Below are 23,876 nucleotides of genomic sequence, written 5' to 3' on the forward strand. Positions count from 1 at the left end.
TTAGGGATATATTTCATCAAAGAATTTACTCAAGCCTATTGTCACCCTTTTAAGGGCATCAACCAGTTCTTTATCTTCCATAATGTTTCCAACTTCTGAACTCATTTGATCAATTTTTTTTGTTAAAGAACTAGATGTTGAGGCAAGTTCCTGAAGATCCTTTAAGGTCTTTGGATTATCTAAGCTTGCAAGAATATTTTTTAAATGAAAAGCAGCTTTTGTAAGTTCAGAAATAATAGGTTTTGCTCTTATTAGTTCTGATTTTGATAACAAAACAAGTTCATCAAGATTAGCTTGAGTTCTATCAAATTGTTTAATTGATTCCGATACTTGATTGACTATTGCTTGTTTATCAGCTTGATCAATAATTTCATCTAAACCTTCTGTTAAGGTTGATATGCTTATCATTTCTACGCCTTTAATTTTCTCTCCATTACATAAGATTCTTTTATTAGGACAATCTTTCTTTACCGTATATTTTTCGTTTCTATTTAATGATTTTCCCAATGAGATTAATGATAATTGAGCATCTCCTCCAAGCACAGAACTTGTAACTATTTTTGCAATTACCGGTTTTGGTAAAATTAGATTATTGTTATTTAATTTTATTTTCGTCTCTACAGAATTTCTTGTGAAATTTATCTTTTGAATAGACCCTACAATTATTCCTCTATAAGTAACTGGAGAGAGCTTGGCAAGGCCACTTGCATCTTTGAAATTTGCAGAAATTTCCCAGGTTTTAGAAGCTAAACGAAAATCTCTTAACCAAAGCATGGCTCCGGAAAAGATGATTAATCCACCTAATAGTGAAAATCCAACAAATGCATCACGAACGCTTCTCCGCATAGATTTATAAGTCCTCTGGTTGCATTGGTCCTTGAAGATTACCTGTGCGAAATTGTTTTACATACGAATTCTCAGTTTGTTTGAATTCATCTACAGATCCATCCCATTGAAACTTACCATCATAAAGCAAAATAACTCTATTAGCTGTTCTTTCAATAGTACTTGAAACGTGACTTACCACTATTGAACAGCCTTTGGCTACTTCAGTTGTTTTAATAATTAAATCTTCAATTCGGGTGCAAGCTATTGGATCTAATCCAGCTGTTGGTTCGTCGTAAAGAAGAAGTGGAACAGAGCCTTTCTTTGCTCTGGAGTTACTAATTAAGGCACGAGCAAAACTTACTCTTTTTTGCATCCCCCCACTAAGTTGATTTGGAAATTTTTCTGCAACATCGAATAAACCAACTTGCTGTAAACAGTCAATAACTTGCTTGTGAATCATCTCTTCAGAATATACATTTTGTTTTTCAAGTAAAAATCCAACATTTTCTTTGACAGTTAAAGATGCTAATAAGGCGGGGTTTTGAAAAACCAATCTCACGTCGGGAGGTTCGTTTTGATCAAGCCTTAAATAATGTTGCTCTATACCTGATATTTGAAGGCTTCCACTAGAAGGTAATAGTAAACCTGCAAGTAAGCGAAGTATTGTTGATTTGCCTGAGCCCGATGGACCCACAATTGCAAGTCTCTCTCCAGTACGCATGGAAAGATTAACTTCATTGAGAACTTTATTTGATCCCAGTTCTATGCTGAGATCTTTTATGAGCATAACTTGAGTGTTTTTTGACACTCTCTCTCCTAATGTTTGTTTACCTATCTTATTTTGTATGAGATTTATGGATTTGGAAGTTTAATTTGAGTTTATATGAATTAATTGTTTAGGTCTATTTTTAGAAATTTTCTCTAGCTTAAATCCATTGAAAAAAAGAAGAAAAAGAAAATTAAAAAGATCTAACTTGCGTAAACGCTTTTTCGCGAGTTTATCTTTTCAACTTTACTCACGCTTTAGAAGAGCTATTAGATGGCTTTTGCCAGGACTAGTAGTAAAAAGATGGATGATGACATCTGGATTGGGTTTGTTAATTGCTTTGATAGGGGTCTCAATTTGGGCGGATCTTCGCCCGATTTACTGGGTTGTAGAAATACTTTTTTGGTTTTTAGGATTTATAACTACTTTTTTACCTAGAAATATTTCTGGACCAATCGTCTTTTTAATTGGAATATGCTTATTGATTTGGGGTCAAGGGAGAAGTTTTGAATCTATTAGACAGGCATTAGGTACAAAAAAAGATACTTTTTTAGTTGATGCATTAAGAGCTAAACAAAAATTAAATAGAGGTCCAAATATTGTTGCCATTGGAGGAGGAACAGGTTTATCTTCATTATTAAAAGGTTTAAAAAGATATAGCAGTCGAATTACAGCGATAGTAACTGTTGCAGATGATGGCGGAAGTAGTGGAGTCCTTAGGAGAGAACTTGGTGTTCAGCCTCCAGGAGATATTAGAAATTGTCTAGCAGCTTTAGCAACTGAAGAACCACTAATTAAAGGTCTATTTCAGTATCGCTTTTCTTCAGGCAGCGGACTTGAGGGCCATAGTTTTGGAAATCTTTTTCTCTCGGCCTTAACTGCAATTACTGGAAGCTTAGAGACAGCAATTACGGCGTCGAGTAGAGTTCTTGCTGTTCAGGGACAAGTTGTTCCTGCAACTAATGTAGACGTCAGGTTATGGGCGGAACTTGAAAATGGTGAGAGAATAGATGGAGAATCAGCTATTGGTAAAGCCAGATTCCCAATCATTAGAATCGGTTGCTATCCACCTACGCCTCCAGCTTTGCCAAGAGCTCTTGAGGCCATAAAAAATGCTGAAATTATTTTGATTGGTCCTGGGAGCCTATACACTTCAATACTTCCAAACTTATTGGTCCCTGAAATAGTCGAAGCAATTGAGAGAAGCAAAGCTCCAAAATTGTACATATGTAATTTGATGACTCAGCCAGGAGAAACTGATGGACTTGATGTCTCTGGACATGTAAGGGCTATTGAGGCTCAATTAGCTTCTAGAGGAATCACGAGAAAAATTTTTAGTTCAATTCTTGCTCAAGATGAATTAGAACCTTCTCCACTTGTCGACTACTACAAATCAAAAGGAGCTGAACCAGTCAAATGCAATAAAATTGAACTTTTTAGCCGAGGTTATAAGGTTTATCTTGCTTCACTTCAGGGCTCAAAAGCTACTCCAACTTTGAGGCATGATCCTAGGAGTCTTGCTTTGGCAATAATGAGGTTTTATAGAAGATATAAAAAAGGTAAATAACTCAGTAAGCATCTTGCATTTCGTAAAAATCAGGCTGTATATAATCTTTTCTTAATGGCCAACCTTTCCAATCTTCAGGCATCAAAAGTCTTTTTGGATGTGGATGACCTTTAAAATTAACGCCATACATATCGAAAGTTTCTCTTTCTTGCCAATCTGCACCTCTAAAAAGACTGTACAAACTTGGAACAGTTAGATCCCCATCTCTATCTAGAAATACTTTTAATCTAACTTCGCGAGGAGAAATATCTTTTTTAAATTCACCCATTTCTATTAAATTATAAAAACAAACAATATTTAGTCCAGGCCCTTCATCGTATCCGCCTTGGCATTGAAGATAATTAAAACCATCATTTTTTAATGCCTCAACTATAAATAAAAGATCTTTTGGATCGACTTTGATTACTTCAATACCAAGATGATCTTCTGGAAGAGATATATTTTTAAATCCATTTTTAGAAAGCCACTCGCTTATAGGACCTGTAATTTTTTCTTCTACTAAGATTTCAGTTTCATTTGTCATGTTTTTTTAAGTAGATTTAATTATTTGAGAGTTCTGCAGATATTTTTTGAACTTCTTTTATTGATTGGTCAAATTCATTTGACAAGGATGGATTTAAAGCGACCATTTGTGTTTTAGCCTTTAAATATTGTCCATTAACTTTTGACTCGATTCTCTTCATCTTATGTGGAATGGTTAAGTATCTATGCGTTTGAGTGATTTTTGATCTTTCTGAGATTGATTCGTTCGCTACTTTTTTTCTTAATTTAATCACTGCATCAAATATTGCTTCAGGTCTTGGGGGACACCCAGGGAGGTATAGGTCAACTGGTATTAATTTGTCTACACCTCTAACTGCTGTCGTAGAGTCTGCGCTGAACATGCCACCAGTGATAGTACAAGCTCCCATAGCAATTACGTATTTAGGATCAGGCATTTGCTCGTAAAGCCTCACCAGCGCAGGTGCCATTTTCATGGTTACAGTTCCAGCAACTATGAGTAAATCTGCTTGCCTGGGAGAACTTCTTGGTACCAATCCAAATCTATCAAAATCAAATCGAGATCCAATCAGAGCCGCAAATTCAATAAAACAACAAGCAGTTCCGTATAAAAGAGGCCATAGACTGCTTAATCTTGCCCAGTTATGAAGATCTTCAAGGCTGGTGAGAATTATATTTTCGCTTAAATCATTAGTTACAGAGGGAGCACCAACAGGCCCACAAGAAGCCTCCCTAAGGTTTCTTACGGCTTCGGCGGAGGGAGATTTTTTCAAGGGATTCAACTCCATTCAAGGGCACCTTTTCTCCATGCATATGCTAACGCCACAACAAGTATTGTGATAAAAACAAGAGCTTCTATAAATGCTAATAATCCAAGTCTGTGAAATGCAACCGCCCATGGGTAAAGGAACACCGTCTCTACATCAAAGATAACGAAAACAAGTGCAAACATGTAATAACGAATATTAAATTGGATCCATGCCCCTCCAATAGGCTCCATTCCAGATTCATATGTGAGTTGTCTTTCTCCTGCTTTGCTTTTTGGAGCTATGAGCTTGTTTGTTGTAAGAGCAAGGATAGGAACAGCTCCTGAAATAAGAAGAAATCCTAAAAAATACTCATAGCCCTGAAGGGAAAACATGAATGAATTACTGATTTCAATATCAGTCTGACAGTCATTTTCTAGATTAGTGCCATAGAGTTGTTATATGTGAGAGTGAAAACTGTGAGTGAAAACAGCAAAACAAAATCCAACCCTATGGAAGATTGGAATTCTGATGAAAAACAAAATCAAGTTATTTCATTTGAACCAAAAAATTCAACTAAGGAACTTGATGCAAAATTAAATAGATTCGAATGCATGAGTTGTGGCTTTATTTACGATCCTGAAGAGGGTATAAAAAAGCTCAATATTAAATCAGGAACTGCTTTCCTAGACATAGACAAAGATAAGTTTAGATGTCCAGTCTGTCGAGTAGGATTTAGTGGATACAAGGATATTGGACCTAAATCAAAGCCTAGTGGATTTGAAGAAAACCTAACTTATGGCTTTGGATTTAATAAACTTCCCTCAGGCCAGAAAAATGTACTGATTTTTGGAAGTCTGGCTTTAGCCGCTGCCTGTTTTCTCTCTCTTTATTCTTTGAAATGAAACGTCTGTTTTCTAATGTCATCAATTTGACTCTTGTCTTAATAGTTGGAGTTGCTCTAAGCGGATGTACTGTTAGCAATGCTGACATGGGAACATCAAGTCCTTGGACACCTGTCATCCTCGACACTGATGCAAATCCCTTGGATATTGACTTTGTAGATGACAAAAATGGTTTTCTTGTGGGAACAGATAGGTTGATACTGGAGACAAATGATGGAGGCATTACATGGAAAGAAAGGAATTTAGATATTCCAAGCGAAGGGAACTTTCGTTTGATAAGCATTGATTTCAAGGATCAAGAAGGTTGGATTGCAGGGCAACCGGGTTTAATTCTTCATACAACTGATGGTGGAAAAAATTGGACTCGTCTCGATTTAGGAAATAAGTTGCCCGGAGATCCATATTTGATAACCACAATTGAGCCTGATTCTGCTGAATTAGCAACTACTGCTGGTGCAATTTATAAAACTATGGATGGCGGTACAAATTGGGAAGCACTAGTTGTGGATACTTCTGGCTCTGGAGGTATAAGAGAGTTAAGGCGAACAAATAATGGTGGTTACATTAGTGTTAGTAGTCTTGGAAACTTTTTTTCAGTTCTAAAACCTGATCAGGAGACTTGGAGTCCTCATCAACGGGCAAGTAGCAAAAGAGTCCAAAGTGTTGGTGAACAGCCAAATGGGGACTTATGGATGCTTTCAAGAGGAGCTGAAATCAGATTTAACGCTGATCCCGATAACATTGACTCCTGGTCCAAGCCCATAATTCCAATTGTCAATGGTTATAACTATCAAGATCTTGTTTGGGACCCAAATGAATCGATTTGGGCCGCTGGAGGCAATGGAACTTTATTAGTTAGCAATGATGATGGAAAATCTTGGGAGCAAGACCCTATTGGTGATTCAGTGCCTACAAATTTCATCAGAATTCTATTTGTGGACGATTCAAATAGTGTCAGCGCCAAGGGATTCGTTTTTGGAGAAAGGGGGAATTTATTGAGGTGGCAGGGTTGAAATAGAAAAAAATATGATTATTTCCATGACTCTGTGTAACCAGCTTGCAACAGAGATCCATTCTTTTGATTCTTGCTTGATAAGATCACTGAGCTGATTAAGTGAGGCTATGGCTGCCGGCTCTACCGGGGAACGCCCGTTTTTTGAGATCATTACTAGTGTCCGCTATTGGATTATCCATGCTGTGGCACTCCCTGCGATCTTCGTTGCAGGATTTCTATTTGTGTCTTCTGGGCTTGCCTACGACGCTTTTGGAACTCCTAGACCAGATACGTATTTTCAGGCTGGAGAAAGCAAAGCTCCTGTTGTTGTTCAGCGCTTTGATTCCAAGGCTGAACTTGACACGCGTCTGAAATAACCAAATTTCATCTGATTGCTTTTTTATCCATGCAAGTCAATCCAAATCCAAATAAAGTCCCGGTTGAATTAAACCGAACAAGTCTTTATCTTGGACTCTTACTTGTTTTTGTAATGGGAATTCTTTTTTCCAGTTACTTCTTTAACTAAATCTCTTTATCATGAGCAAATTAAAAGGACCTGATGGACGAGCAGGAGATCGTCTGCCAAATGGTATGCCTGCAGTCTCCTGGCAAAGACGGTGGACAGAGGGAGCACTTCCTTTATGGCTAGTTGCAACTGCAGGTGGAACAGCTGTTATTTTTGTTCTTGGTATTTTCTTTTACGGTTCATACACTGGTATTGGTAACGCTGGTTAGTTTTAACTAGAAAAATACTATTTATTTGAAATAACTTTAAAGCCAACTGACATTTATTGTCGGCTGGCTTTTTTTTGAAGCCAATATTTGTCTGTAAATATTTTGATCTTGGCTTTGGTTTTATTTGGTACATGCTCTTTTGGAGTAACTAGCGCATTTTTTAATGCATTATGGAAAGAGCTTGAAGGTCTTAATGATGAGATTCTTTTAGCGGCAGAAGAGATTATTGATTTTGCAAAATTTGCATTTTCCTGAAGATTCTCAATGACCATCTCGACAGATACATCTTCGCAATTTTGATTCCAGCAATCATAATCAGTAACCATGGATAGGCTTGAATAAGCAATTTCGGCTTCTTTTGCCAATCGAGCTTCCGTATGGTTTGTCATGCCTATGATTGAACATCCCCAATCTCGATATAAGTTTGATTCTGCTTTTGTTGAAAATGCTGGTCCTTCCATAGCAAGATATGTTCCTCCAATATGCATTTTTTTCCCTTTGGTTAATAGTTTTTCTACTTCTTGCGAAAGTATTTGAGAAAGAATTTCGCAAAAAGGATTTGCCATGCTTATGTGAGCTACAACTCCATTGTTGAAAAAAGTCAATGGCCTTTGATGAGTTCGATCAATAAATTGATCAGGGATAACGATGTCGCAAGGCTTGATACTTTCTTTTAACGACCCCACCGCTGATGCAGATATTAACCATCTAACATTTAGGTAGCGCAAAGCCCAGATATTGGCTTTATATGGAATTTCGCTTGGATTTAAAGTATGTTTCTCTCCATGGCGAGCTAGAAAAACAATCTCTATTCCAAATAGATTGCCTATTAGTAACTTATTAGAGGGTTTTCCATATGGAGTGTCTAAGTTTAATTCGACTATGTCTTTAAGATTTTCTATCTTATATAGTCCACTTCCGCCAATAATTCCTAATCTAGCTTTTTCGAAATCATAGGCATCTGATTGTGTTCCAGAAATATTCAAAAAATCATGCTCAGTGATCATCTCGTTCTTGCTGGTGGTGGTCATACTCATGCCCTTGTGTTGCTTCGATGGGCAATGTATCCAAAATTGAAGCCTGCTGGAATGATTACTTTAGTTAATACATCCAGTACTACTATTTACTCTGGGATGTTTCCAGGTGTATTAGCAGGTAAATACAAGATTGATGAAATACTAATTGATTTGAGAGGCCTTGCCTCAAAAGCAGGCGTTTCATTTGTGATGGCAGAAATTAATGGGATTGTGCCTAAGAAAAAAAAATTACTTTTAGCTGGACGTCCAGAAATTGAATATTCTTCACTATCTTTAAACATAGGAACAAAAACTAACTTAAATTCTAAACCTTTAATTCCAGGGGATAATAACTTAGCTGTTCCAATTAAACCTTTCTCCGAATCATATAAATTTATTGTCTATCAAGATATATACAAAGATGATTCTTCTGCAAAACCATTTGTCATTATTGGTTGTGGATTCGCTGGAATAGAAATAGCTTTTTCTTTAAGAAAAAGATGGCCTAAAAGATCTATTCTATTAAAAATTAAATCAGGCGTGAAAATTAATAAAAATCTACTTATAAATTTAAAGGATTTGAACATTGAGATTATACAAAAAAATCCATCTATTTCATATCCAAAATTAATATGTACTGGTAATGAATCATTTGATTGGATAAAAGATAGTGGTTTACCTTTAGATGAGGAGGGTAGAGTTCTAACAAAAAAAACTCTTCAAGTTCTTAATTATCCTGAGTTATTTGCTGTTGGAGATTGTGGAGTTATTAATGATCATAACCGCCCTGCTTCTGGAGTATGGGCAGTTCGTTCGGCAAAACCACTTGCAAAGAATTTAGAGAGTATGAGTAAAGGTTTAAAACTGGAGGAATGGACACCTCAAAGAAAAGCCATACAGCTTTTAGATATTAATTCTATAAAAAAAGAATCTAAAGCTTTTATTTCTTGGGGTGAACTTATGATTGGCCCTTATAATTTTTTATCAAGATTAAAAGAATCAATTGATAAAAAATTCATCTCTAAATTTGACCTAAATAAAGATAAAGATTCAGATATGTTTTCTGAAAAAGAGATGATTAAATGTAGAGGATGTGCAGCAAAAGTAGGTTTTACACCATTAAGTTCAGCTTTGAAAAAATTAGATTTAATAGAATCTTCATCAGATGATTCTATTGATATAGGACTATTAAATTCTAGTAAGACTTTAATACAAAGTGTCGATGGATTCCCATCTTTAGTGAGTGACCCATGGCTAAATGGGAGGCTTTTAGCTTTTCATTCTTGTTCTGATATTTGGGCATGCGGAGGATCTGTAATCTCTGCACAGTCAGTTGTGAACTTACCATCCGTGTCCAATGATTTACAGCAAGAATTATTATTTCAAGTATTGGAGGGTATTAATGCTGCTTTAGTTATTCAAGGCGCAAAACTTATAGGTGGGCATACATTAGAATCAAGAAAAATATCTGAAGAACCATTCTCTCTGGCGATTGAAAGCTCATTAACTGTAAATGGAACTATTGATGATAAAAAATATTTTTGGTCTAAGCGAGGAATGAAAAAAGGAGATAAGATCCTCATTAGTCGTTCTTTAGGAACTGGAATTATTTTTTCTGCGTTTATCAATGGTCAGGTAAAACCTCATATACTTGATGCTGTTTTAAAAGAAATGAATAAAAGTCAGCATAATGTTGTTAATTATATTAATCAATTAACAAATGGAAACTCTTATTCAAAAATTGTGAATGCATGTACTGATATAACTGGCTTTGGTTTGCTAGGCCATTTGTCTGAAATGTTGGACTCTACAAATAGCGATCAATTGAAGATGAATTTAGCTCCCCTAAAAATTACTCTTCAGTTAGATAATATACCAGTCTATGATGGTGTTATTGACCTTGTAAATCAAGGCTTCCAAAGTACTTTGGCTCCTTCTAATGAAATTTTTTTACAAAATATTGATGGCGATAAAAATTTAAGATTTGAGCTAATATATAATGATTTTCTTTCTAATAAATCGTTTTATAATACAATGCTAAAAATTTTAGTAGACCCCCAAACTTGTGGACCTTTGGTTGTTAGTTGTTCATCTATTTATTCAGAGAAACTTATACAGGAGGGCCCATGGACTGAAATTGGTTTTGTTTCTTGATAAATTCTGATTAACTTATTTATAAAATAACTTTTTCATCAATTAATTTCATTCTTTGTCGTTTTATTTCTATCCCTATTTCTGGCCCAGGTGACCAACCTTGGGCTATTAAATCATCTCCTTTTATTGGAGATTCTATAGACTTCCAGTTGTATAGCCAAGATTTCAAATATTTTTTTAGAGGGTTATCTCTACATATTTCAAGTATGACAGAAGATTCATTAGCATTTATTTCTTCAAGGATTGTAGTCCACTTCGATGGGGGCCAATTTTTATATGAATTTTTAGCTTTTATATCTTCTAAATATTTATTTAATTTTAAAGACCCTTCGATTATTTCTATTTGTTGTTGATTTAAGTGTAATCTTTTTGCTTGATATATAGGGTTTTTAGATTCATAGACTAATGCTGTAAGAGATTCAATATTTGACTTCTTTGCAATGAATATTTTTTCGATGAGTCTTTGATCATTCTGCAATTTCGAATCTACTATTTTTAGGCCTCCCCAAGTTTGTAGATTTTTTAATGCATTCTTCCAATATTTACTTTTTAAAAGTAATTCGAGTTCCATTTTTAATCTTATAGATAATGCTGAAGGGGCTAAATCAGTATTATCTCCAATATGCCACTTCCATGGCCAAAGTTCGATTGTATTTTTTATTTGACTTAAGGCTTGATTTGATAGAACAAAATCTAACTTTGCAGAATAGCGAGAACCTCTAATAATTCTAGTGGGGTCATCTAGAACGCTTGATTCATGCAAAAAGTCCATTTCCATATTTTTAATAGCATCTAATCCTGAAAATAAGTCTATTATTTTATTATCTTTTAGATCAATTGCCATTGCATTTATATTAAAGTCTCTTCTGATTAGATCATTATTGATCTTTGATGACTGGACTATTGGATTTTCCCCAGGGATTGGGTATTTTTCTTCTCGTGCAGCTGCAATATCAATTTTTATTCCATTAATTGTTATTTCTGAGGTTTTATAAGTTTTGTTATCGCGAATGACTTTTACTCTTTCTGATCCAAGAATTTTTTGTAATTCTTTTACATAGGTTGATGTCTCACCTTCAATAATTAAATCTAGATCATTAAAGATAATTTCAAAATCTTGATTTTTAGATTTTGTTATTAAGTCTCTAACAACTCCTCCAACTATTGCAATAGAATTTATATTAACTGAGACTGCCGCATCTAATAAAATTGTTAGAATTCCATTAGGTAATTCTCTTATCTCTTTTTCAATTTTTGATTTATCAAATAATTCCATGAGATATATGATTTTAATGAATTAACATTTTTTTATTTTAAATTTTACTAATCTATTAATCTCAATGGAGCTAGTCTTGGGTCCAATATTTTAGGTCCCATTCCTGAGAACTTTATAGCAAGTGAGATTTTTTCTCCTGAACCAAAAACATGTGTGACTCTCCCTTCTCCAAATGAGGAATGTTCAACTCTGTCGTCAACTGACCATGTTTTCCCTGGTGAAGGACCCGAATATGTTTTTCTTACTCCATTTTCAGCTCCACTAATAAAAGACTTCTTATTGCTTTGGCGATCAACTCTAGTTAATCTATCTAAATTTCGTTCTCTTCTCAGTGTCGCTCCACTAGATAAAGGAATATCCCCTTTAACTAGCTCTTCTGGGATTTCTGAGAGAAATGTAGATGCGATAGCTGGTTCTCTCATGCCTCCCCACATTCTTCTCTCAGAGGCATGAAAGAGAAATAGTTTTTCTTTTGCTCTAGTAAGACCTACGTAACAAAGTCGCCTTTCCTCCTCAAGTGAAGATGGATCATCAAGTGATCTATAGCTTGGAAATAAGCCTTGCTCCATTCCCACAAGACAAATTACAGGAAATTCTAAACCTTTACTGCTGTGAAGAGTCATTAAAGTGACTCGATTTGAAGCAGTGTCTTTATTATCTGCATCGCTTGATAAAGCAGCAGTTGATAAAAAACCTTCTAAATTTGCCTCTTCACTTTCTTCCTGATACTGCAACGCAGCATTAACTAATTCTTGAAGATTACGCCTTCTTTCTTCTGCTTCATCTGTTCCAGTTGAAATTAATTCACTTAAGTAGCCACTTTTTTCTAAAACTAATTGAACTAACTCAGCAGGGCTCGAAGAAAGAAGATGACTTTGTAATTCATTGATAAGCTCACTAAAAGTCAAAAGACCTTTGGCAGATCTTCCAGCGAGAGATCTAACAGCTTCGGGGTCATTTACAACTTCCCAAAGAGGAATTTGCAATTGACTTGCAGCATCACTCAATTTTTGAACTGTTGTTTTACCAATCCCTCTTTTAGGAACGTTTAAAACTCTTAAAAGGCTGACACTGTCAGATGGGTTAATTAAAAGTCTTAAATAAGCTAGTAGATCTTTAATTTCTCTTCTGTCATAAAAACGCAGTCCTCCAACCACAATGTATGGAATACTCCATCTGACCAATGAGTCTTCGATTGCTCTTGATTGAGCATTAGTTCTATAAAGAATAGCCATATCTCCCCAATTTAATTCTGGATTCGAAGCATCTAAAATTCTTAGCCTATGAATAACTGCTTCTGCTTCTGCTATTTCATCGTCACACCTTGTTAATTTAATAGGTTCCCCTTCTCCTCTAGTTGCTCTAAGAACTTTATCTATTCTTTCTTTATTGTTGGAAATTAGTGAATTTGCTGCTTCGAGGATGGTAGAGGTAGACCGATAATTTTCTTCAAGTTTTACGAGAGTTGAATAATTTTTTTTGTCTTGACTTTCCTTCCCAAAGTCCTCCTGAAATCCCATTAGTATCCTAAAGTCAGCAGCCCTGAAGCTGTAAATACTTTGATCTGCATCGCCAACAACAAAAACTGATCGGTTATTCCAATCGTTAAAAGAAGATGGATCTATGCCATTGGTAACCAATTGCTTAATTAATTCGTATTGTGTCCAATTAGTATCTTGGTATTCATCGACTAAAACATGTTTGAAACGATTGTGCCAATAAGTTCTAATGTTTTCATTTTGTTGTAGTAATTGAACAGGTATTAATAGAAGATCATCAAAATCTAATGCATTATTAGCAGCTAAAGCTTTCCTGTAAAGTCTATAAGTTTCAGCAACTAATTTGCCTCTCTGCCCCTCTTGACTCTTTGCTAAATCATCAGGAAGTAAACATTGATTTTTGGCATTACTTATTGCCCAACGTACTTTTTTGGGCTCAAATCTTTTAGGATCTAATTGTAGGTCTTGTGTAACTATTTCTTTGATTAAACTTTGTGCATCTGTTTCGTCGTATATTGAAAACTGCTTAGTCCATGTCAATCCTTCAGGATCTTTGAACTTGTCAATATCAAAGCGTAATAATCTTGCAAATAAAGCGTGAAAAGTTCCTATCCATAATTCACGGCTGATTTCACGATATATACGATTACGAATTTGCCTTTGTTCTGCTACTTGCAAGGTAGACCAGGGCTTGCCATAACTTATACTTGCTAATCTTTTTGCTAAAAGTAATTCAAGTCTATCTTTCATTTCTCTTGCAGCTTTATTTGTAAAAGTGACTGCAAGAATCGAGCTTGGATCAACTTTATATTCAATAATTAAATGCGCAATACGATGAGTAAGTGCTCTAGTTTTTCCACTACCTGCTCCTGCTATAACTAATAATGGACCGTCAAAATGATCAACTGCTTGAGACTGAGCTTGGTTTAATCCATCTAAAAATATATTGTTTGATTTTTTCATTTTACAGACTGAGAATACATTAATTTAAATTTAGTTTTAGGTATATAAACAGAGATCATTTTATATAATTTAAGCAGATAAAAAAGTTATGATAATAAGCGAGAAGTCAAATTTTCTTTTTGTTTATTTAACTTAGAAAGTATTATCTTTATTTGATTAAGCTCTGAATGCGAGTTAATAATTGAGTTTATTTTTTTTTGAGGCATTTTTAGCTTATTTGACATAGTTACCACTTCTTTTTCTAAACGATTTTTGTACTCGGTTAGTTCCTTGATTGATTCTTCTAACTCTTCCTCTGTAGGACTTTGCATTTTTTGTCTCAACAATAGCTCAAATTAGTCATATCCCTGTTGCTTATAAGCTTTTTGAGATAACTCTATGAATGAGGTTACTAAAAATTCTTTTTTACAGTTAAGAAGCATTGCGTTCTTAGGTCTCTTTCAGTGAAATTTGACTGTAAGTCTTAAGTTAAATAAGTAATGACTAGGAAATCATTACTTATTTAACTTTTTACTAATAGAGCTAGGTAGTTAAAAGATGCTTGATGCGTTCTCAAGAACAGTTGTAAGTGCTGACGCCAAAGGTGCAGCAATTGGGAGTAAGGATCTTGCAGATTTAAGAAAGTATGTAGCAGATGCAAATAAAAGAATTGATGCAACCCTTGCAATAACTCAAAATGTTTCTTGCATAGCTGCAGATGCAGTAGCAGGAATAGTTTGTGAAAATACTGGACTTACTCAACCAGGTGGGCATTGTTATCCAACACGCCGAATGGCAGCTTGTTTAAGGGATGGAGAAATTATTTTGAGATATGTAAGCTATGCACTTCTTGCTGGGGATCCTTCTGTACTTGAAGATAGATGTCTCAATGGTTTAAAAGAAACTTATTTAGCTCTTGGAGTCCCAACTTCTAATGCTATTCGGGCAGTTGAAATAATGAAAATTGCCACAGTTGCAATTATGACTGAGACAAATACTGGAAGAAAAATGTTTAAGGGAATCAATTCTGGATCAGGAGCACAATGTCAAGATATAGCGGCGGAGGCTGCATCTTATTTTGACCTTGTTATAGAGGCATTGAGTTGATGAATATTCAACTTTAATTTTAATTCCTCCTCTAAAGCATTTAAACCAACTCTTATTAAGTCACTATGAAATCAGCAGTTACAACCGTTGTTAGTGCAGCTGATGCAGCTGGAAGATTTCCTAGTATGAGCGATTTTGAGTCTGTGAAAGGTTCTTTTGATAGGGCAAAAGCTCGTCTAGAGGCTGCAGAAAAACTTGCTTCTTGTCTTGATAAATTTACTAATCTTGCCGTTGATGCTGTATATCAGAATAGCTCATATGAGCAGGCTAATAAAGACAAGTGCGTGAGAGATATTCATCATTACTTGCGTCTTATTAATTATTGCTTAGTAACTGGCGGCACTGGTCCTTTAGATGAATGGGGAATATCAGGTATGAGAGAAATTATTCGTATCCAGCTTCTGCCAACAGCTGCATATATAGAAGCATTTATTTTTATTCGAGATGAAATTAAAATAAATGATGTTATGAGTCAGCAAGCCGAAACGGAATTCAAAGGATTATTGGATTATTTAATAAACGCACTTGCATAACAATAAATTAAATTAATTATAAAATATTTTCAAGGAGTTTTAACTAATGATTTGAGATCATAATGAGTAATTCTTTAGATTTAAATAAATATTTTGCACTTTATAAAGATTTTTTACATCCAAATCCAAATATTAATTCTCAAGCATTTTTGATTCTAAGAAAAGAGTTTGAAGTTAAATTTATGGATAATCTTTTAGCTAATCTCAAGGAAGAAGATTTATTTATAAGAAGAAAATCAATATTAGCTTTGGGTATGCTTGGCGAAAAAACCTTAAAATCAGTTGTTCCATTGTATATGGAGACTAGAAATAAAACTGTTAAAGTTAGCTGTCTTAAAACCATGATAAAAGTTGTAGTTAATTTTAATTTAAAAAAATTGGATCAGGACGAGATGTTAGTAGTTGGTTTAGCACTTAAAGATTCCTCCCCGGAAATAATATTGACGGTTATTTCTCTTTTGAGACAATTGGGTGAAACTGGTAGAAATATTTTGATGAAAACTTGTAGAGATAAAGACTTATTAAGGGCGAAAGCTTCTATTAGCGCTCTTTTAGAAATGAAAGATCAAACTGTTGATGAATTATTTAACGAATTATTAAATGATAAATCTATTGATCCAATGATAAAAGAAGATATTTTAAGAGATAAAGTTAATTAATATTGTAGATGATTTTTTAAGTCTTTTAGGTATCGATTTTTTTTATAGCTAATTTAATTATTGCCCTAACATTTTTATCCTGCTCCAGCTTAAGGAGCTCTTTAAGAGGGGCTATAGATTCTTTAATATTAAGTTGCATCAATGACAATGCAGAAGCTTTGCGAATATCTGGACAATTATTTTTTAATTTTAATATTAAGGCAGGAATTAAAGATTCTATTCTATACAATTTACCAATTAATTTAATAGCTTCAATCTGAATATTTTCATCAGTATCATTAAAAGCACTTTCTACTAATTGAATTGCTTCTTGATCTTTTGACTGTCTAATGTGTTCTTCAAGTGCTGAAATTGCAGCTGATTTAACGTTGGTATTTTTTGATTTAGCTGCCTTTTTTATTGCATTTGGGGCTTTGGCTCCAATGAATTCTAAACACCAGGCTGCAAGACCATATTGCATTTCTGTATATTGTGGATTCTCTAAGACAATGATTAGATGCTGCACAGCCGCCTCCCCAAAAATTGCAATTGCACCAGCCGCGGAGAATTGAACTACAGAATCCGAATCATTGGTAAGTGCTTTTATTAAGTAAGGTAATGCTTCTTGATCTTCAAGTAGCTTTAAAGTCTTAGCTGCTGCTCTCCTCTGTATTACGTTTTTACTATTAAGGAGAACATTAATCAACTCAGGGAAAGCTGCTTTGCCTATTTGGGCTAATGCTTCTGTATGACTTCTTCTAACTAAACCATTGTCATCTCCAAGACCTTTGATTAATAACTTTATCTCATTTTGACTTGATTTTCGCTTGCTCCTTATGTTGTGTTTGGCAAATTTGGCTTTATCTTTTTTTTCTTGGGTTGTAAGTTTACTTTTCGAATGATCATCCACTTTTATTATCCACTGGAATGCTTATTATATGATCTAAATGAAAGGATTCGCTAAAATCTTATTACATGTATTTTCATAAATAATATCCTTTTATATTCAGCAAAAAAATTATGCTGAATATAATGCTTTAGGCTTATCTGTTATTAAATTTCATTATATTCAAAGTGAAATCCAATCCATTTAATAATCTACCTAAAATCAATAAAAGAGATGCTATCAATATTCTTAGAAAACCAATTTCTGAAGTTAAGCTTTTAGCCGATTATTATAAAGCTGTATTCCACTTAGCCGCCTTCCCCTGCGAAGAATCAGAAATAGTACTCCTTGAATTTATAAAATATAATTGTGAAAAACTTGAATATAAAATTGCAAAAAGAAAAGCAATAGAGGTTCTTGCAATTTTTGATTGTAAAAAAGCTATACCAACTATTGCAAATTTTCTACAAACTGATGATGAGTACCTTGTCGAGGTCGCTATTTGGTCTTTAGGAAAACTTAAATGTAGTGATGTTGATATCATTAATAAGATTTCTTCAAAATTATATAATCAATTTAATAATAAAAGAGTAGTAATTCAAACATTAACTAATTTAGGAGTTATTAAAGAAATAGATAAGATTAGATCTTTATCAATAGATAAGCAATCATCCAATGGAATTAAAGGTGCATCTTTTGCGGCATTAATAAAACTTGCCGGTGAAGAAGATAAACTTATTCACTTGAAGGATTTCTTGAGGCTATCTAATCAAAATGATAGACATTGTGCGGTGCAGGATATTATTAATGCTGGTCATTTATCTATGTTACCTGTTCTAATTAAGGCGCCAATTTCTCCAACATTTAAATTACAGGCAATAGAATGTCTTTGGACTAATGAAGTAGTATTCTGGAAAAATATAAATCTCTTTAACTGTATAGATTCAGTCATTGTTGATGATCCAATTAAGATAGATACTTTAGAAGTTAAAAATTTTAATAACGACTTGAGCTTTTTTGTTGATCAACTTTTTCATACAGACTTTAATAGATGTTATCATTCGATTAAAGAATTATTAAAATTCCCTTCAGATAAGGTTTTATATTATCTAAATAATAATTGGGATAGAGCCAAATTAGATTACGGAGCAATATACTTCTTTATTGCTGTATATAAATTGCTATTAGATCAGCAATTATATGATAAATTTATTTTAGATAAAGTAGATTTTCTTTTATCCGATAATTGGCCTGACTATATGAAATTTAAATCTTCGGCAATACAAATATTGGGTTGTTTGAATGAAACAAAATTCTACAATAATATAAATAAGCTTTCCAATAATATGCATACACCTTATTGGAAAAACAGGTATACAGCCTTGCTTATATTACAAAATAAGCAAATTCATATAAAAAAAAATCTCGCTAAATTATTTTTGAATGATAGTCATAGATTCGTTAGATTAAAGGCAAAAGAGATTTGTTCTTAGTCAATTTATCTTGAGTAATGATTAATAGATGTTTTATTACCAATTCTCGTCAATAAAACAATCAAAATTTTCTATTTTTTTAAATATTAATGGTCCAAAGTTTGATCCCCATATCTTTTTATCAGTTTCTAATTCATATCCAGAATCTTCAGAAATAAGACGATTTTTATTAACTCTGACTTCACTTTTTACATAAGTCTTATCTTTCCCATATTGTATATAACATTTACAACCTGATTCTATAGATCCTGAAAAATTTCCTGGGTTTGTTTCTCTAAAATACATAGAACATCCGTCCTTCTTCTTTAATTTATATTTAGCTAGATTATTTAGAAGAGATATATCTAAGGCTCCACCAGTGAATCTTTCTTTATATTTAATCTTATGATTACTTAAAATGAAAATTTCTTTTTCTTGAGATAATTTATTTATAGACTGTCTATATGGATTCCATATATCGTGCTGATATCGCTGCTCTGAGTAGAATGCAAAACATTGATATGTTTTTAAGAACAATGGACGAATATGTATTTGAATATGTGCAAAGTTTTTTGGATTATCTAAAGCTTGTTCCTTATTACTAAATATGCCTGAAATTATCTTTGCAAATTCTAATGTAGTTTTATTTCTCATCTTTTAGTATAATTTATATTTTTTTAGAACGAATTTCCGATGCATATGAGGTTTGTAGGATAGCTAATGAATCTATTGCTCTTGTAACTGATGATCTACTCCTTAAATTGTTTGATACAAACCATATTCTTTCTTCTGTACAAATATGACTGTAGTTTGAATAAATAATTAGAGTTCCATCATCAAGAATTCTATATAAAGATACTACCTTTACTGCTTCAGTGTATCCAACGCTCCTTATTATCTTTCCTTTTGTTTTTGAGATCTCGATTGGAACAAGTATACTCTCGCCAGAAGAGTTTTCTTTTTGATTCTCTTCTCCCCAGTCACTTTTTGCTTCCCAATTAATTAGGTATGCTTTACTGACTTCATTGGGATTTATTAAATTATCTTTTAAAAATTTAATAACTCTAGAATCGTTACTTTTAGATGGAACTATTTTTATTTTACTTCTGATTTCTTCAAACTCTTGAAATGCTAGTGAATGTCCACTTCTCATTGAGTTCCATTCCCCAACGCTTTTTAAGAAAAATTCTTCAATATTCATCTAAATTATTTGAGTTGGAATTAATTTATTTTTAGACAATTAAATAATTTCACAAATATCACTTGAAGCAAAAGCTTTTGTTATATGTGAAGTTTCTAGAAAACTTTTTGTTTTAAAACCAATTGGAGAATTCCATGACCTCATAAATGGAACTATATCTTCACCAAAAATATTATTATATTCATCAGAATCTATTAAAAAATCAATATGAGCTTCAAAACCTAGGTTATTTATAATTTTAGAACTTTGAGTCACTTCGATTTGACTTTTGATTGGCCTACCAAGAATATGCTTATATCTTAACTTTATAGATTTATATTGGCTAATACTATCAAAGTATAAACTTCTATAAATTGTTGACTTACAAATTTTTCTTGTAAATTCCCTAATTGTAATATCACCATTCCTTAATTTCCTTTCAATATCAATTGGGCGCTCCGATTCCATTAAAGATAAGTTTCCAAAGATGTTTTTATATAATGCATTGATTGCTATAAGTAATGCATCATCATCATTAGGAACAAATTCATTGATTTGGAGAATATTTATCCTAGAACTTTCTTTATTTAGTATTTTGAAGTTATAACTTTCAATCTTCTCCCTTCTATAACTACTCATGATTCTGTTATGAATTAAGTTTTCGAGTTGCTTAGGTTTAGTTTTAGATGTGACTGTAAACTTTTCTTTTTCCCCTGGCATCGATGCCCCTCTTATATGTAGTCCATATGTTGTTTTTTTGCTTCCAGATACTCTGCTTTTATTATACTTGACTGGATTTTCATTAATAGTTTCTGCTCCTAATTTGAGCGCTTTAAATGGAATGCCTGACATATCAATATTTAGTACTAAGTAAGTTTAACAATATAAAGAGAAGAATATAATTTTTTTTTTAGTTATCTATATTATTTAATCTCTTAATGCTTGTATCGAATTCATTGATTTTATTTTTGAGTTGCAGAGAATCTATTTTTATTAAATCCAGCGATAGTTGCTAGTGCAAACATTCCAAGTAAAGCCCCCCCCAGCATTAGGCCAGCTCCCTGACTTACGCCTGCTCCAACAGCAACAATAATTGAATCACTTATTAATAAACTGATTATAAGAGCTGGCGTAAAAAGCCTCCAACGTGTTCCTCCTATCCCAAGTGCATAGCTTAAAAAATCAAAAAGTCCAGTCATCAGTAGCCCAGTCATTAGAAAGAAATTTCCTTCTAGTTGATTTTGATTGAAACCCTCAATTCTTTTCATGGCTTTTACGCCAACTAATTTCCTAACTGGAGCACGCCCAAAATTTCTAGCTATGAAAAATGCTAGCTGGCAAAAAATTAGGTCAGATATAAATATAGTTATGTAGCCTGTTTTGAAACCAAGTAATGATCCAGCTAAAAGTGAATAAACTGAACTAGGCAAAGCCGGAAGGATTACGCTTATTCCTCGAAGTATGAGAATTCCCAGAGGTGCCCAAATGCCCATTTCTTTAACAGCACTTCTTAACGGTTCAATTCCATACGTCTGAATTAAAAAGACAAGTAAAACAAAAGAACCTGTGAATAATGCAATGGTAAGGGACTTTTTTAATTTTTCTTTTTTCAAATTGAACTCCTAGCTATAGAGGATAAGCTCTTAAAAAATTTCTAATTTAATTATCCTATTTAAAATGTGTTTGATTTGGTTAATGATTGGATAGATGGTTTAACTTTATTCATGAAGTCTTCATATATATAACCATGAATTTAGCTAATCCTAAAGAATTATCTATTCTTCAAATTACTAACTTTATTAGAAATAAATCAATTGAAAAAGTAAATCTGAAATTTTTTAAAGAACTAGAGGACGATCACTTGAAAATATATCTTAAATTTATCTTTCAATAAATAATTAAATTGGAGCTCAAAATAATGCTTAAAGTTGTATTAGTAATTATAAGAGATTATATTGAAAAGAAAGTAACCTTTGAAAAAATAAATAAGTAATTTACTATTTTTAATTGAAAAAAGTTAATCAATATGATGCTATTATAATGGACAGATTCTTTGCTTTTTGTAAATTATAATAAACTCATGAATTCCAAGGTAAGTAATGAGACAATTCTTGTAACAGGTGCCGCAGGCTTTATTGGTGCTGCTTTAGTAAAAGCTCTTCTTACTTTGGATTTTAAAGTTATAGGTATTGATAACTTAAATGACTATTACTCAATTTCCTTAAAGAGATCTAGATTAACTGAAATTGAGAAAGTTTCCACAAAAAATGGAGAATGGTTTTTTTATGAGATTCCAATAGAAGATAATAAAGTATTGCAAGACATAATTAATAGATACAATCCAAAAGTTTTTGTTCATCTTGCCGCGCAAGCTGGTGTTCGTTACTCAATAACCAATCCTGCTGCATACATCCAAAGTAATTTGGTAGGTTTTGCAAATGTACTTGAGGGATGCAGGCAGAGTAAGATTTCTCATTTGATTTATGCCTCTAGCAGTTCTGTTTATGGTGGCAATAAAAACCTTCCCTTCTATGAAGAACAAGCAGTCAATCATCCGGTGAGTTTGTATGCCGCGACTAAGAAATCTAATGAATTAATGGCCCATACCTACAGTCACTTATATGACTTGCCAACAACTGGGCTTCGATTCTTTACCGTTTATGGCCCATGGGGAAGACCAGATATGGCTCCAATGATTTTTGCGAGATCAATTTTAAATAATGAGCCAATTCAAGTATTTAATCACGGTAAAATGCAGAGGGATTTTACTTACATCGATGATGTGGTAGAGGGTATAATTCGTTGTTGCTTAAAGAAAGCAAGTATTGATGATGACTTTAATCCTCTTATCCCTAACCCTTCAACTTCATCTGCACCTTATAGGATTTTTAATCTAGGTAATTCACATCCAACTCAACTCACATATTTTATAGAGTTATTAGAGAAGAATTTAGGAAAGAAAGCTATAAAGAATTTTCAACCTATGCAGCCAGGAGATGTCGTTTCAACTGCTGCAAGGATGGACTTGCTTAATTCATGGGTAGCATACAAACCTACGACATCTATAGAGAAGGGTATTAAATTGTTTTCTGAATGGTACTTAGATTATTTTAAAAATACTGTTTGAAGAATGGTTTTGATTCTTTCTGATTATTTAAAACTTAGGCTAGTCCTAATAATTTAATTCTGAAGAGAGCAATATTTTTTGATTGAATTGGATTTGAAATTAGAAAAGGGTGATTTTCTATCTTCTCAAAAGCTCTTTCAATCTTTTCATCTATTTTTATATCATTATTATTTCCTAGATCACAATCCTTCCAGGCTGTATCAAATGCCATTGCAAAACTATCAGCATTATTATATAAATTGTCACTAGATTCGTCTAAATTCATAAGAATACAATCAAATGTTTAAGTCATTTTAACTCCTTAATGGGATATTAAAAATAAACAAGTCTTTTTAATATATTTAATAATTATTTAGTTTTTTCGATAAAGCCTATTTAACTAGGATTTTTTATTTATAAGCTAAGTAACGCATTTGGAGCTAAATGATATGAAAACCAACATAAATTATGATTATTGTATAAAATATATTCGATTCTCAGCTATTTATCTTGCCAGATATTAACGACTTTTTAGTCTTACTTATCATTGTCTTTATTTTAATTGTGAACTTCTTTCGAAGAAATCCAAATTAGAATGATTTAATTTTATTAATGGTTTAAGTAAATTAATTACTTAGTAGTTAAAACTATAAATTTTATAAATTTAGCTTGGAGTCATTTTAGAAACTAGGAGTCTCTAAGAGTTGTTCCAAGTCTCAAAGCTAAAACCCCTGCAAAAATAACCATCAAAAATGATATTCCAGCAAGATCAGGTGAATTTATACCTATACCTGAGGAGAAATCTACCTTGGATAGATCAAATGTACTTTGAACTCCTAGTAAAAGGTTCATCATCTCTTTACTACTAATTTCATTTATGCTAACTCAAGATTGAAATGATCTTTTATTTTTTGAGCTTCAAGTATCAACTCTTGTGCAATTTTGTAATAATTAGGATAGGTCTACTTACCAACTTATGACTTAAATGCGGTTCGTATCAAAAGAAAAGGTGGGTAAACAAAAAA

General features: G+C 33.1%; 29 protein-coding genes. 12 read left to right on the top strand and 17 right to left on the bottom strand.

Annotated elements, in window-relative coordinates; genetic code table 11:
* Entirely contained in the window at positions 1–846 is an 846-nt protein-coding gene (locus AC6EJB_RS09700) for an MlaD family protein (protein WP_498491248.1), read from the bottom strand.
* Positions 847–850: 4 nt separating this feature from the next.
* Positions 851–1,636 carry an ABC transporter ATP-binding protein gene (locus tag AC6EJB_RS09705; protein WP_498491249.1) on the bottom strand — a complete coding sequence of 262 codons (786 nt, stop codon included), beginning with the start codon at positions 1,634–1,636 and terminating at the stop codon, positions 851–853.
* Positions 1,637–1,763: 127 nt separating this feature from the next.
* On the opposite strand from AC6EJB_RS09705, the gene AC6EJB_RS09710 reads away from it, so the two are divergent.
* Positions 1,764–3,161 (top strand): gluconeogenesis factor YvcK family protein, encoded by a 1,398-nt coding sequence (locus AC6EJB_RS09710; RefSeq protein ID WP_498491250.1) that lies wholly within the window; start codon positions 1,764–1,766, stop codon positions 3,159–3,161.
* 1 nt (position 3,162) lies between these two features.
* Here the strand turns inward: AC6EJB_RS09710 and AC6EJB_RS09715 are convergent, their stop codons facing one another.
* The 3 genes from AC6EJB_RS09715 to AC6EJB_RS09725 are packed head-to-tail and all read right to left on the bottom strand — an operon-like array spanning position 3,163 to position 4,803.
* Entirely contained in the window at positions 3,163–3,684 is a 522-nt protein-coding gene (locus tag AC6EJB_RS09715) for an NAD(P)H-quinone oxidoreductase subunit J (RefSeq protein ID WP_498491251.1), read from the bottom strand.
* Positions 3,685–3,700: 16 nt separating this feature from the next.
* The gene (gene nuoB / locus AC6EJB_RS09720; RefSeq protein ID WP_498491252.1) at positions 3,701–4,450 is read right to left on the bottom strand and encodes an NADH-quinone oxidoreductase subunit NuoB; all 750 of its coding nucleotides are present in this window, start codon (positions 4,448–4,450) and stop codon (positions 3,701–3,703) included.
* Complete coding sequence (locus AC6EJB_RS09725; RefSeq protein WP_158466018.1) at positions 4,441–4,803, bottom strand: NAD(P)H-quinone oxidoreductase subunit 3; 363 nt, start codon at positions 4,801–4,803, stop codon at positions 4,441–4,443. The genes nuoB and AC6EJB_RS09725 overlap by 10 nt, the downstream gene beginning before the upstream one ends.
* A gap of 84 nt (positions 4,804–4,887) precedes the next feature.
* Here AC6EJB_RS09725 and AC6EJB_RS09730 point away from each other — a divergent pair, with 84 nt between their 5' ends.
* Together AC6EJB_RS09730 and AC6EJB_RS09735 are read left to right on the top strand one after the other, a co-directional pair.
* A complete protein-coding gene (locus AC6EJB_RS09730) occupies positions 4,888–5,313 on the top strand; it encodes a rubredoxin (RefSeq protein ID WP_498491253.1) in 426 nt (141 codons plus the stop codon).
* A complete protein-coding gene (locus tag AC6EJB_RS09735) occupies positions 5,310–6,326 on the top strand; it encodes a photosynthesis system II assembly factor Ycf48 (protein ID WP_498491254.1) in 1,017 nt (338 codons plus the stop codon). Before AC6EJB_RS09730 ends, AC6EJB_RS09735 begins: the two co-directional genes overlap by 4 nt.
* Here the strand turns inward: AC6EJB_RS09735 and AC6EJB_RS09740 are convergent.
* The gene (locus AC6EJB_RS09740) at positions 6,306–6,479 is read right to left on the bottom strand and encodes a hypothetical protein (RefSeq protein ID WP_498493063.1); all 174 of its coding nucleotides are present in this window, start codon (positions 6,477–6,479) and stop codon (positions 6,306–6,308) included. The genes AC6EJB_RS09735 and AC6EJB_RS09740 overlap by 21 nt on opposite strands.
* On the opposite strand from AC6EJB_RS09740, the gene psbE reads away from it, so the two are divergent.
* The 3 genes from psbE to AC6EJB_RS09755 are packed head-to-tail and all read left to right on the top strand — an operon-like array spanning position 6,436 to position 7,042.
* Entirely contained in the window at positions 6,436–6,684 is a 249-nt protein-coding gene (gene psbE, locus AC6EJB_RS09745) for a cytochrome b559 subunit alpha (RefSeq protein ID WP_011294296.1), read from the top strand. The two genes, AC6EJB_RS09740 and psbE, sit on opposite strands and share 44 nt — an antisense overlap.
* 29 nt (positions 6,685–6,713) lie before the next feature.
* Positions 6,714–6,833 (top strand): photosystem II reaction center protein PsbL, encoded by a 120-nt coding sequence (gene psbL, locus AC6EJB_RS09750; RefSeq protein ID WP_011294297.1) that lies wholly within the window; start codon positions 6,714–6,716, stop codon positions 6,831–6,833.
* 11 nt (positions 6,834–6,844) lie between these two features.
* Positions 6,845–7,042: a photosystem II reaction center protein J gene (locus tag AC6EJB_RS09755; protein WP_269609601.1), complete on the top strand. Its 198-nt coding sequence runs from the start codon at positions 6,845–6,847 to the stop codon at positions 7,040–7,042.
* A gap of 53 nt (positions 7,043–7,095) precedes the next feature.
* Here AC6EJB_RS09755 and mtnP read toward each other — a convergent pair whose 3' ends face one another.
* Positions 7,096–8,049 (bottom strand): S-methyl-5'-thioadenosine phosphorylase, encoded by a 954-nt coding sequence (gene mtnP, locus AC6EJB_RS09760; protein ID WP_498493036.1) that lies wholly within the window; start codon positions 8,047–8,049, stop codon positions 7,096–7,098.
* On the opposite strand from mtnP, the gene selD reads away from it, so the two are divergent.
* Positions 8,035–10,212, top strand: coding sequence for a selenide, water dikinase SelD (selD, locus tag AC6EJB_RS09765; RefSeq protein WP_498491257.1), 2,178 nt, complete (start codon positions 8,035–8,037; stop codon positions 10,210–10,212). The two genes, mtnP and selD, sit on opposite strands and share 15 nt — an antisense overlap.
* Before the next feature lie 19 nt (positions 10,213–10,231).
* On the opposite strand, the gene AC6EJB_RS09770 is transcribed toward selD, so the two are convergent.
* The 3 genes from AC6EJB_RS09770 to AC6EJB_RS09780 form a co-directional block, all read right to left on the bottom strand.
* Positions 10,232–11,488 carry a CCA tRNA nucleotidyltransferase gene (locus AC6EJB_RS09770; RefSeq protein ID WP_498491259.1) on the bottom strand — a complete coding sequence of 419 codons (1,257 nt, stop codon included), beginning with the start codon at positions 11,486–11,488 and terminating at the stop codon, positions 10,232–10,234.
* Between the two features lie 47 nt (positions 11,489–11,535).
* Positions 11,536–13,950 (bottom strand): UvrD-helicase domain-containing protein, encoded by a 2,415-nt coding sequence (locus AC6EJB_RS09775; protein ID WP_498491260.1) that lies wholly within the window; start codon positions 13,948–13,950, stop codon positions 11,536–11,538.
* 86 nt (positions 13,951–14,036) lie between these two features.
* A complete protein-coding gene (locus AC6EJB_RS09780) occupies positions 14,037–14,261 on the bottom strand; it encodes a DUF8630 family protein (RefSeq protein WP_498491261.1) in 225 nt (74 codons plus the stop codon).
* Between the two features lie 226 nt (positions 14,262–14,487).
* On the opposite strand from AC6EJB_RS09780, the gene cpeB reads away from it, so the two are divergent.
* The 3 genes from cpeB (at position 14,488) to AC6EJB_RS09795 (ending at position 16,228) form a co-directional block, all read left to right on the top strand.
* Positions 14,488–15,036: a phycoerythrin subunit beta gene (gene cpeB, locus AC6EJB_RS09785; RefSeq protein ID WP_498491262.1), complete on the top strand. Its 549-nt coding sequence runs from the start codon at positions 14,488–14,490 to the stop codon at positions 15,034–15,036.
* Positions 15,037–15,101: 65 nt separating this feature from the next.
* Complete coding sequence (gene cpeA, locus AC6EJB_RS09790) at positions 15,102–15,569, top strand: C-phycoerythrin subunit alpha (RefSeq protein ID WP_498491264.1); 468 nt, start codon at positions 15,102–15,104, stop codon at positions 15,567–15,569.
* A 62-nt stretch (positions 15,570–15,631) separates the two neighbouring features.
* Positions 15,632–16,228 (top strand): glycosyltransferase, encoded by a 597-nt coding sequence (locus AC6EJB_RS09795; protein WP_498491266.1) that lies wholly within the window; start codon positions 15,632–15,634, stop codon positions 16,226–16,228.
* A gap of 25 nt (positions 16,229–16,253) precedes the next feature.
* Here the strand turns inward: AC6EJB_RS09795 and AC6EJB_RS09800 are convergent, their stop codons facing one another.
* Complete coding sequence (locus AC6EJB_RS09800; protein WP_498491268.1) at positions 16,254–17,117, bottom strand: HEAT repeat domain-containing protein; 864 nt, start codon at positions 17,115–17,117, stop codon at positions 16,254–16,256.
* Positions 17,118–17,281: 164 nt separating this feature from the next.
* Between AC6EJB_RS09800 and AC6EJB_RS09805 the strand changes: the two genes are divergently transcribed.
* Positions 17,282–18,586, top strand: a complete 1,305-nt coding sequence (locus tag AC6EJB_RS09805) for a HEAT repeat domain-containing protein (RefSeq protein ID WP_498491270.1) — start codon at positions 17,282–17,284, stop codon at positions 18,584–18,586.
* 36 nt (positions 18,587–18,622) lie between these two features.
* Here the strand turns inward: AC6EJB_RS09805 and AC6EJB_RS09810 are convergent, their stop codons facing one another.
* The 4 genes from AC6EJB_RS09810 to AC6EJB_RS09825 all read right to left on the bottom strand — a co-directional run bounded on the left by AC6EJB_RS09810 (position 18,623) and on the right by AC6EJB_RS09825 (position 21,358).
* Entirely contained in the window at positions 18,623–19,219 is a 597-nt protein-coding gene (locus tag AC6EJB_RS09810) for a chromophore lyase CpcT/CpeT (protein WP_498491272.1), read from the bottom strand.
* A 13-nt stretch (positions 19,220–19,232) separates the two neighbouring features.
* Entirely contained in the window at positions 19,233–19,766 is a 534-nt protein-coding gene (locus AC6EJB_RS09815) for a phycobiliprotein lyase (protein ID WP_498491274.1), read from the bottom strand.
* A gap of 39 nt (positions 19,767–19,805) precedes the next feature.
* On the bottom strand, positions 19,806–20,597 hold the full coding sequence (locus tag AC6EJB_RS09820) for a phycobilisome rod-core linker polypeptide (RefSeq protein ID WP_498491276.1): 792 nt from the start codon (positions 20,595–20,597) through the stop codon (positions 19,806–19,808).
* A gap of 110 nt (positions 20,598–20,707) precedes the next feature.
* Positions 20,708–21,358, bottom strand: coding sequence for a TVP38/TMEM64 family protein (locus tag AC6EJB_RS09825; protein WP_498491277.1), 651 nt, complete (start codon positions 21,356–21,358; stop codon positions 20,708–20,710).
* A gap of 467 nt (positions 21,359–21,825) precedes the next feature.
* Here AC6EJB_RS09825 and AC6EJB_RS09830 point away from each other — a divergent pair, with 467 nt between their 5' ends.
* Positions 21,826–22,872, top strand: a complete 1,047-nt coding sequence (locus AC6EJB_RS09830) for an NAD-dependent epimerase/dehydratase family protein (protein ID WP_498491278.1) — start codon at positions 21,826–21,828, stop codon at positions 22,870–22,872.
* A gap of 34 nt (positions 22,873–22,906) precedes the next feature.
* Here the strand turns inward: AC6EJB_RS09830 and AC6EJB_RS09835 are convergent, their stop codons facing one another.
* Together AC6EJB_RS09835 and AC6EJB_RS09840 are read right to left on the bottom strand one after the other, a co-directional pair.
* Complete coding sequence (locus AC6EJB_RS09835) at positions 22,907–23,137, bottom strand: hypothetical protein (protein ID WP_498491279.1); 231 nt, start codon at positions 23,135–23,137, stop codon at positions 22,907–22,909.
* Positions 23,138–23,538: 401 nt separating this feature from the next.
* A complete protein-coding gene (locus AC6EJB_RS09840; RefSeq protein ID WP_498491281.1) occupies positions 23,539–23,706 on the bottom strand; it encodes a photosystem I reaction center subunit XII in 168 nt (55 codons plus the stop codon).
* Positions 23,707–23,876 lie beyond the last annotated feature (170 nt).

The organism is Prochlorococcus sp. G4PB17 (genome assembly GCF_059772445.1).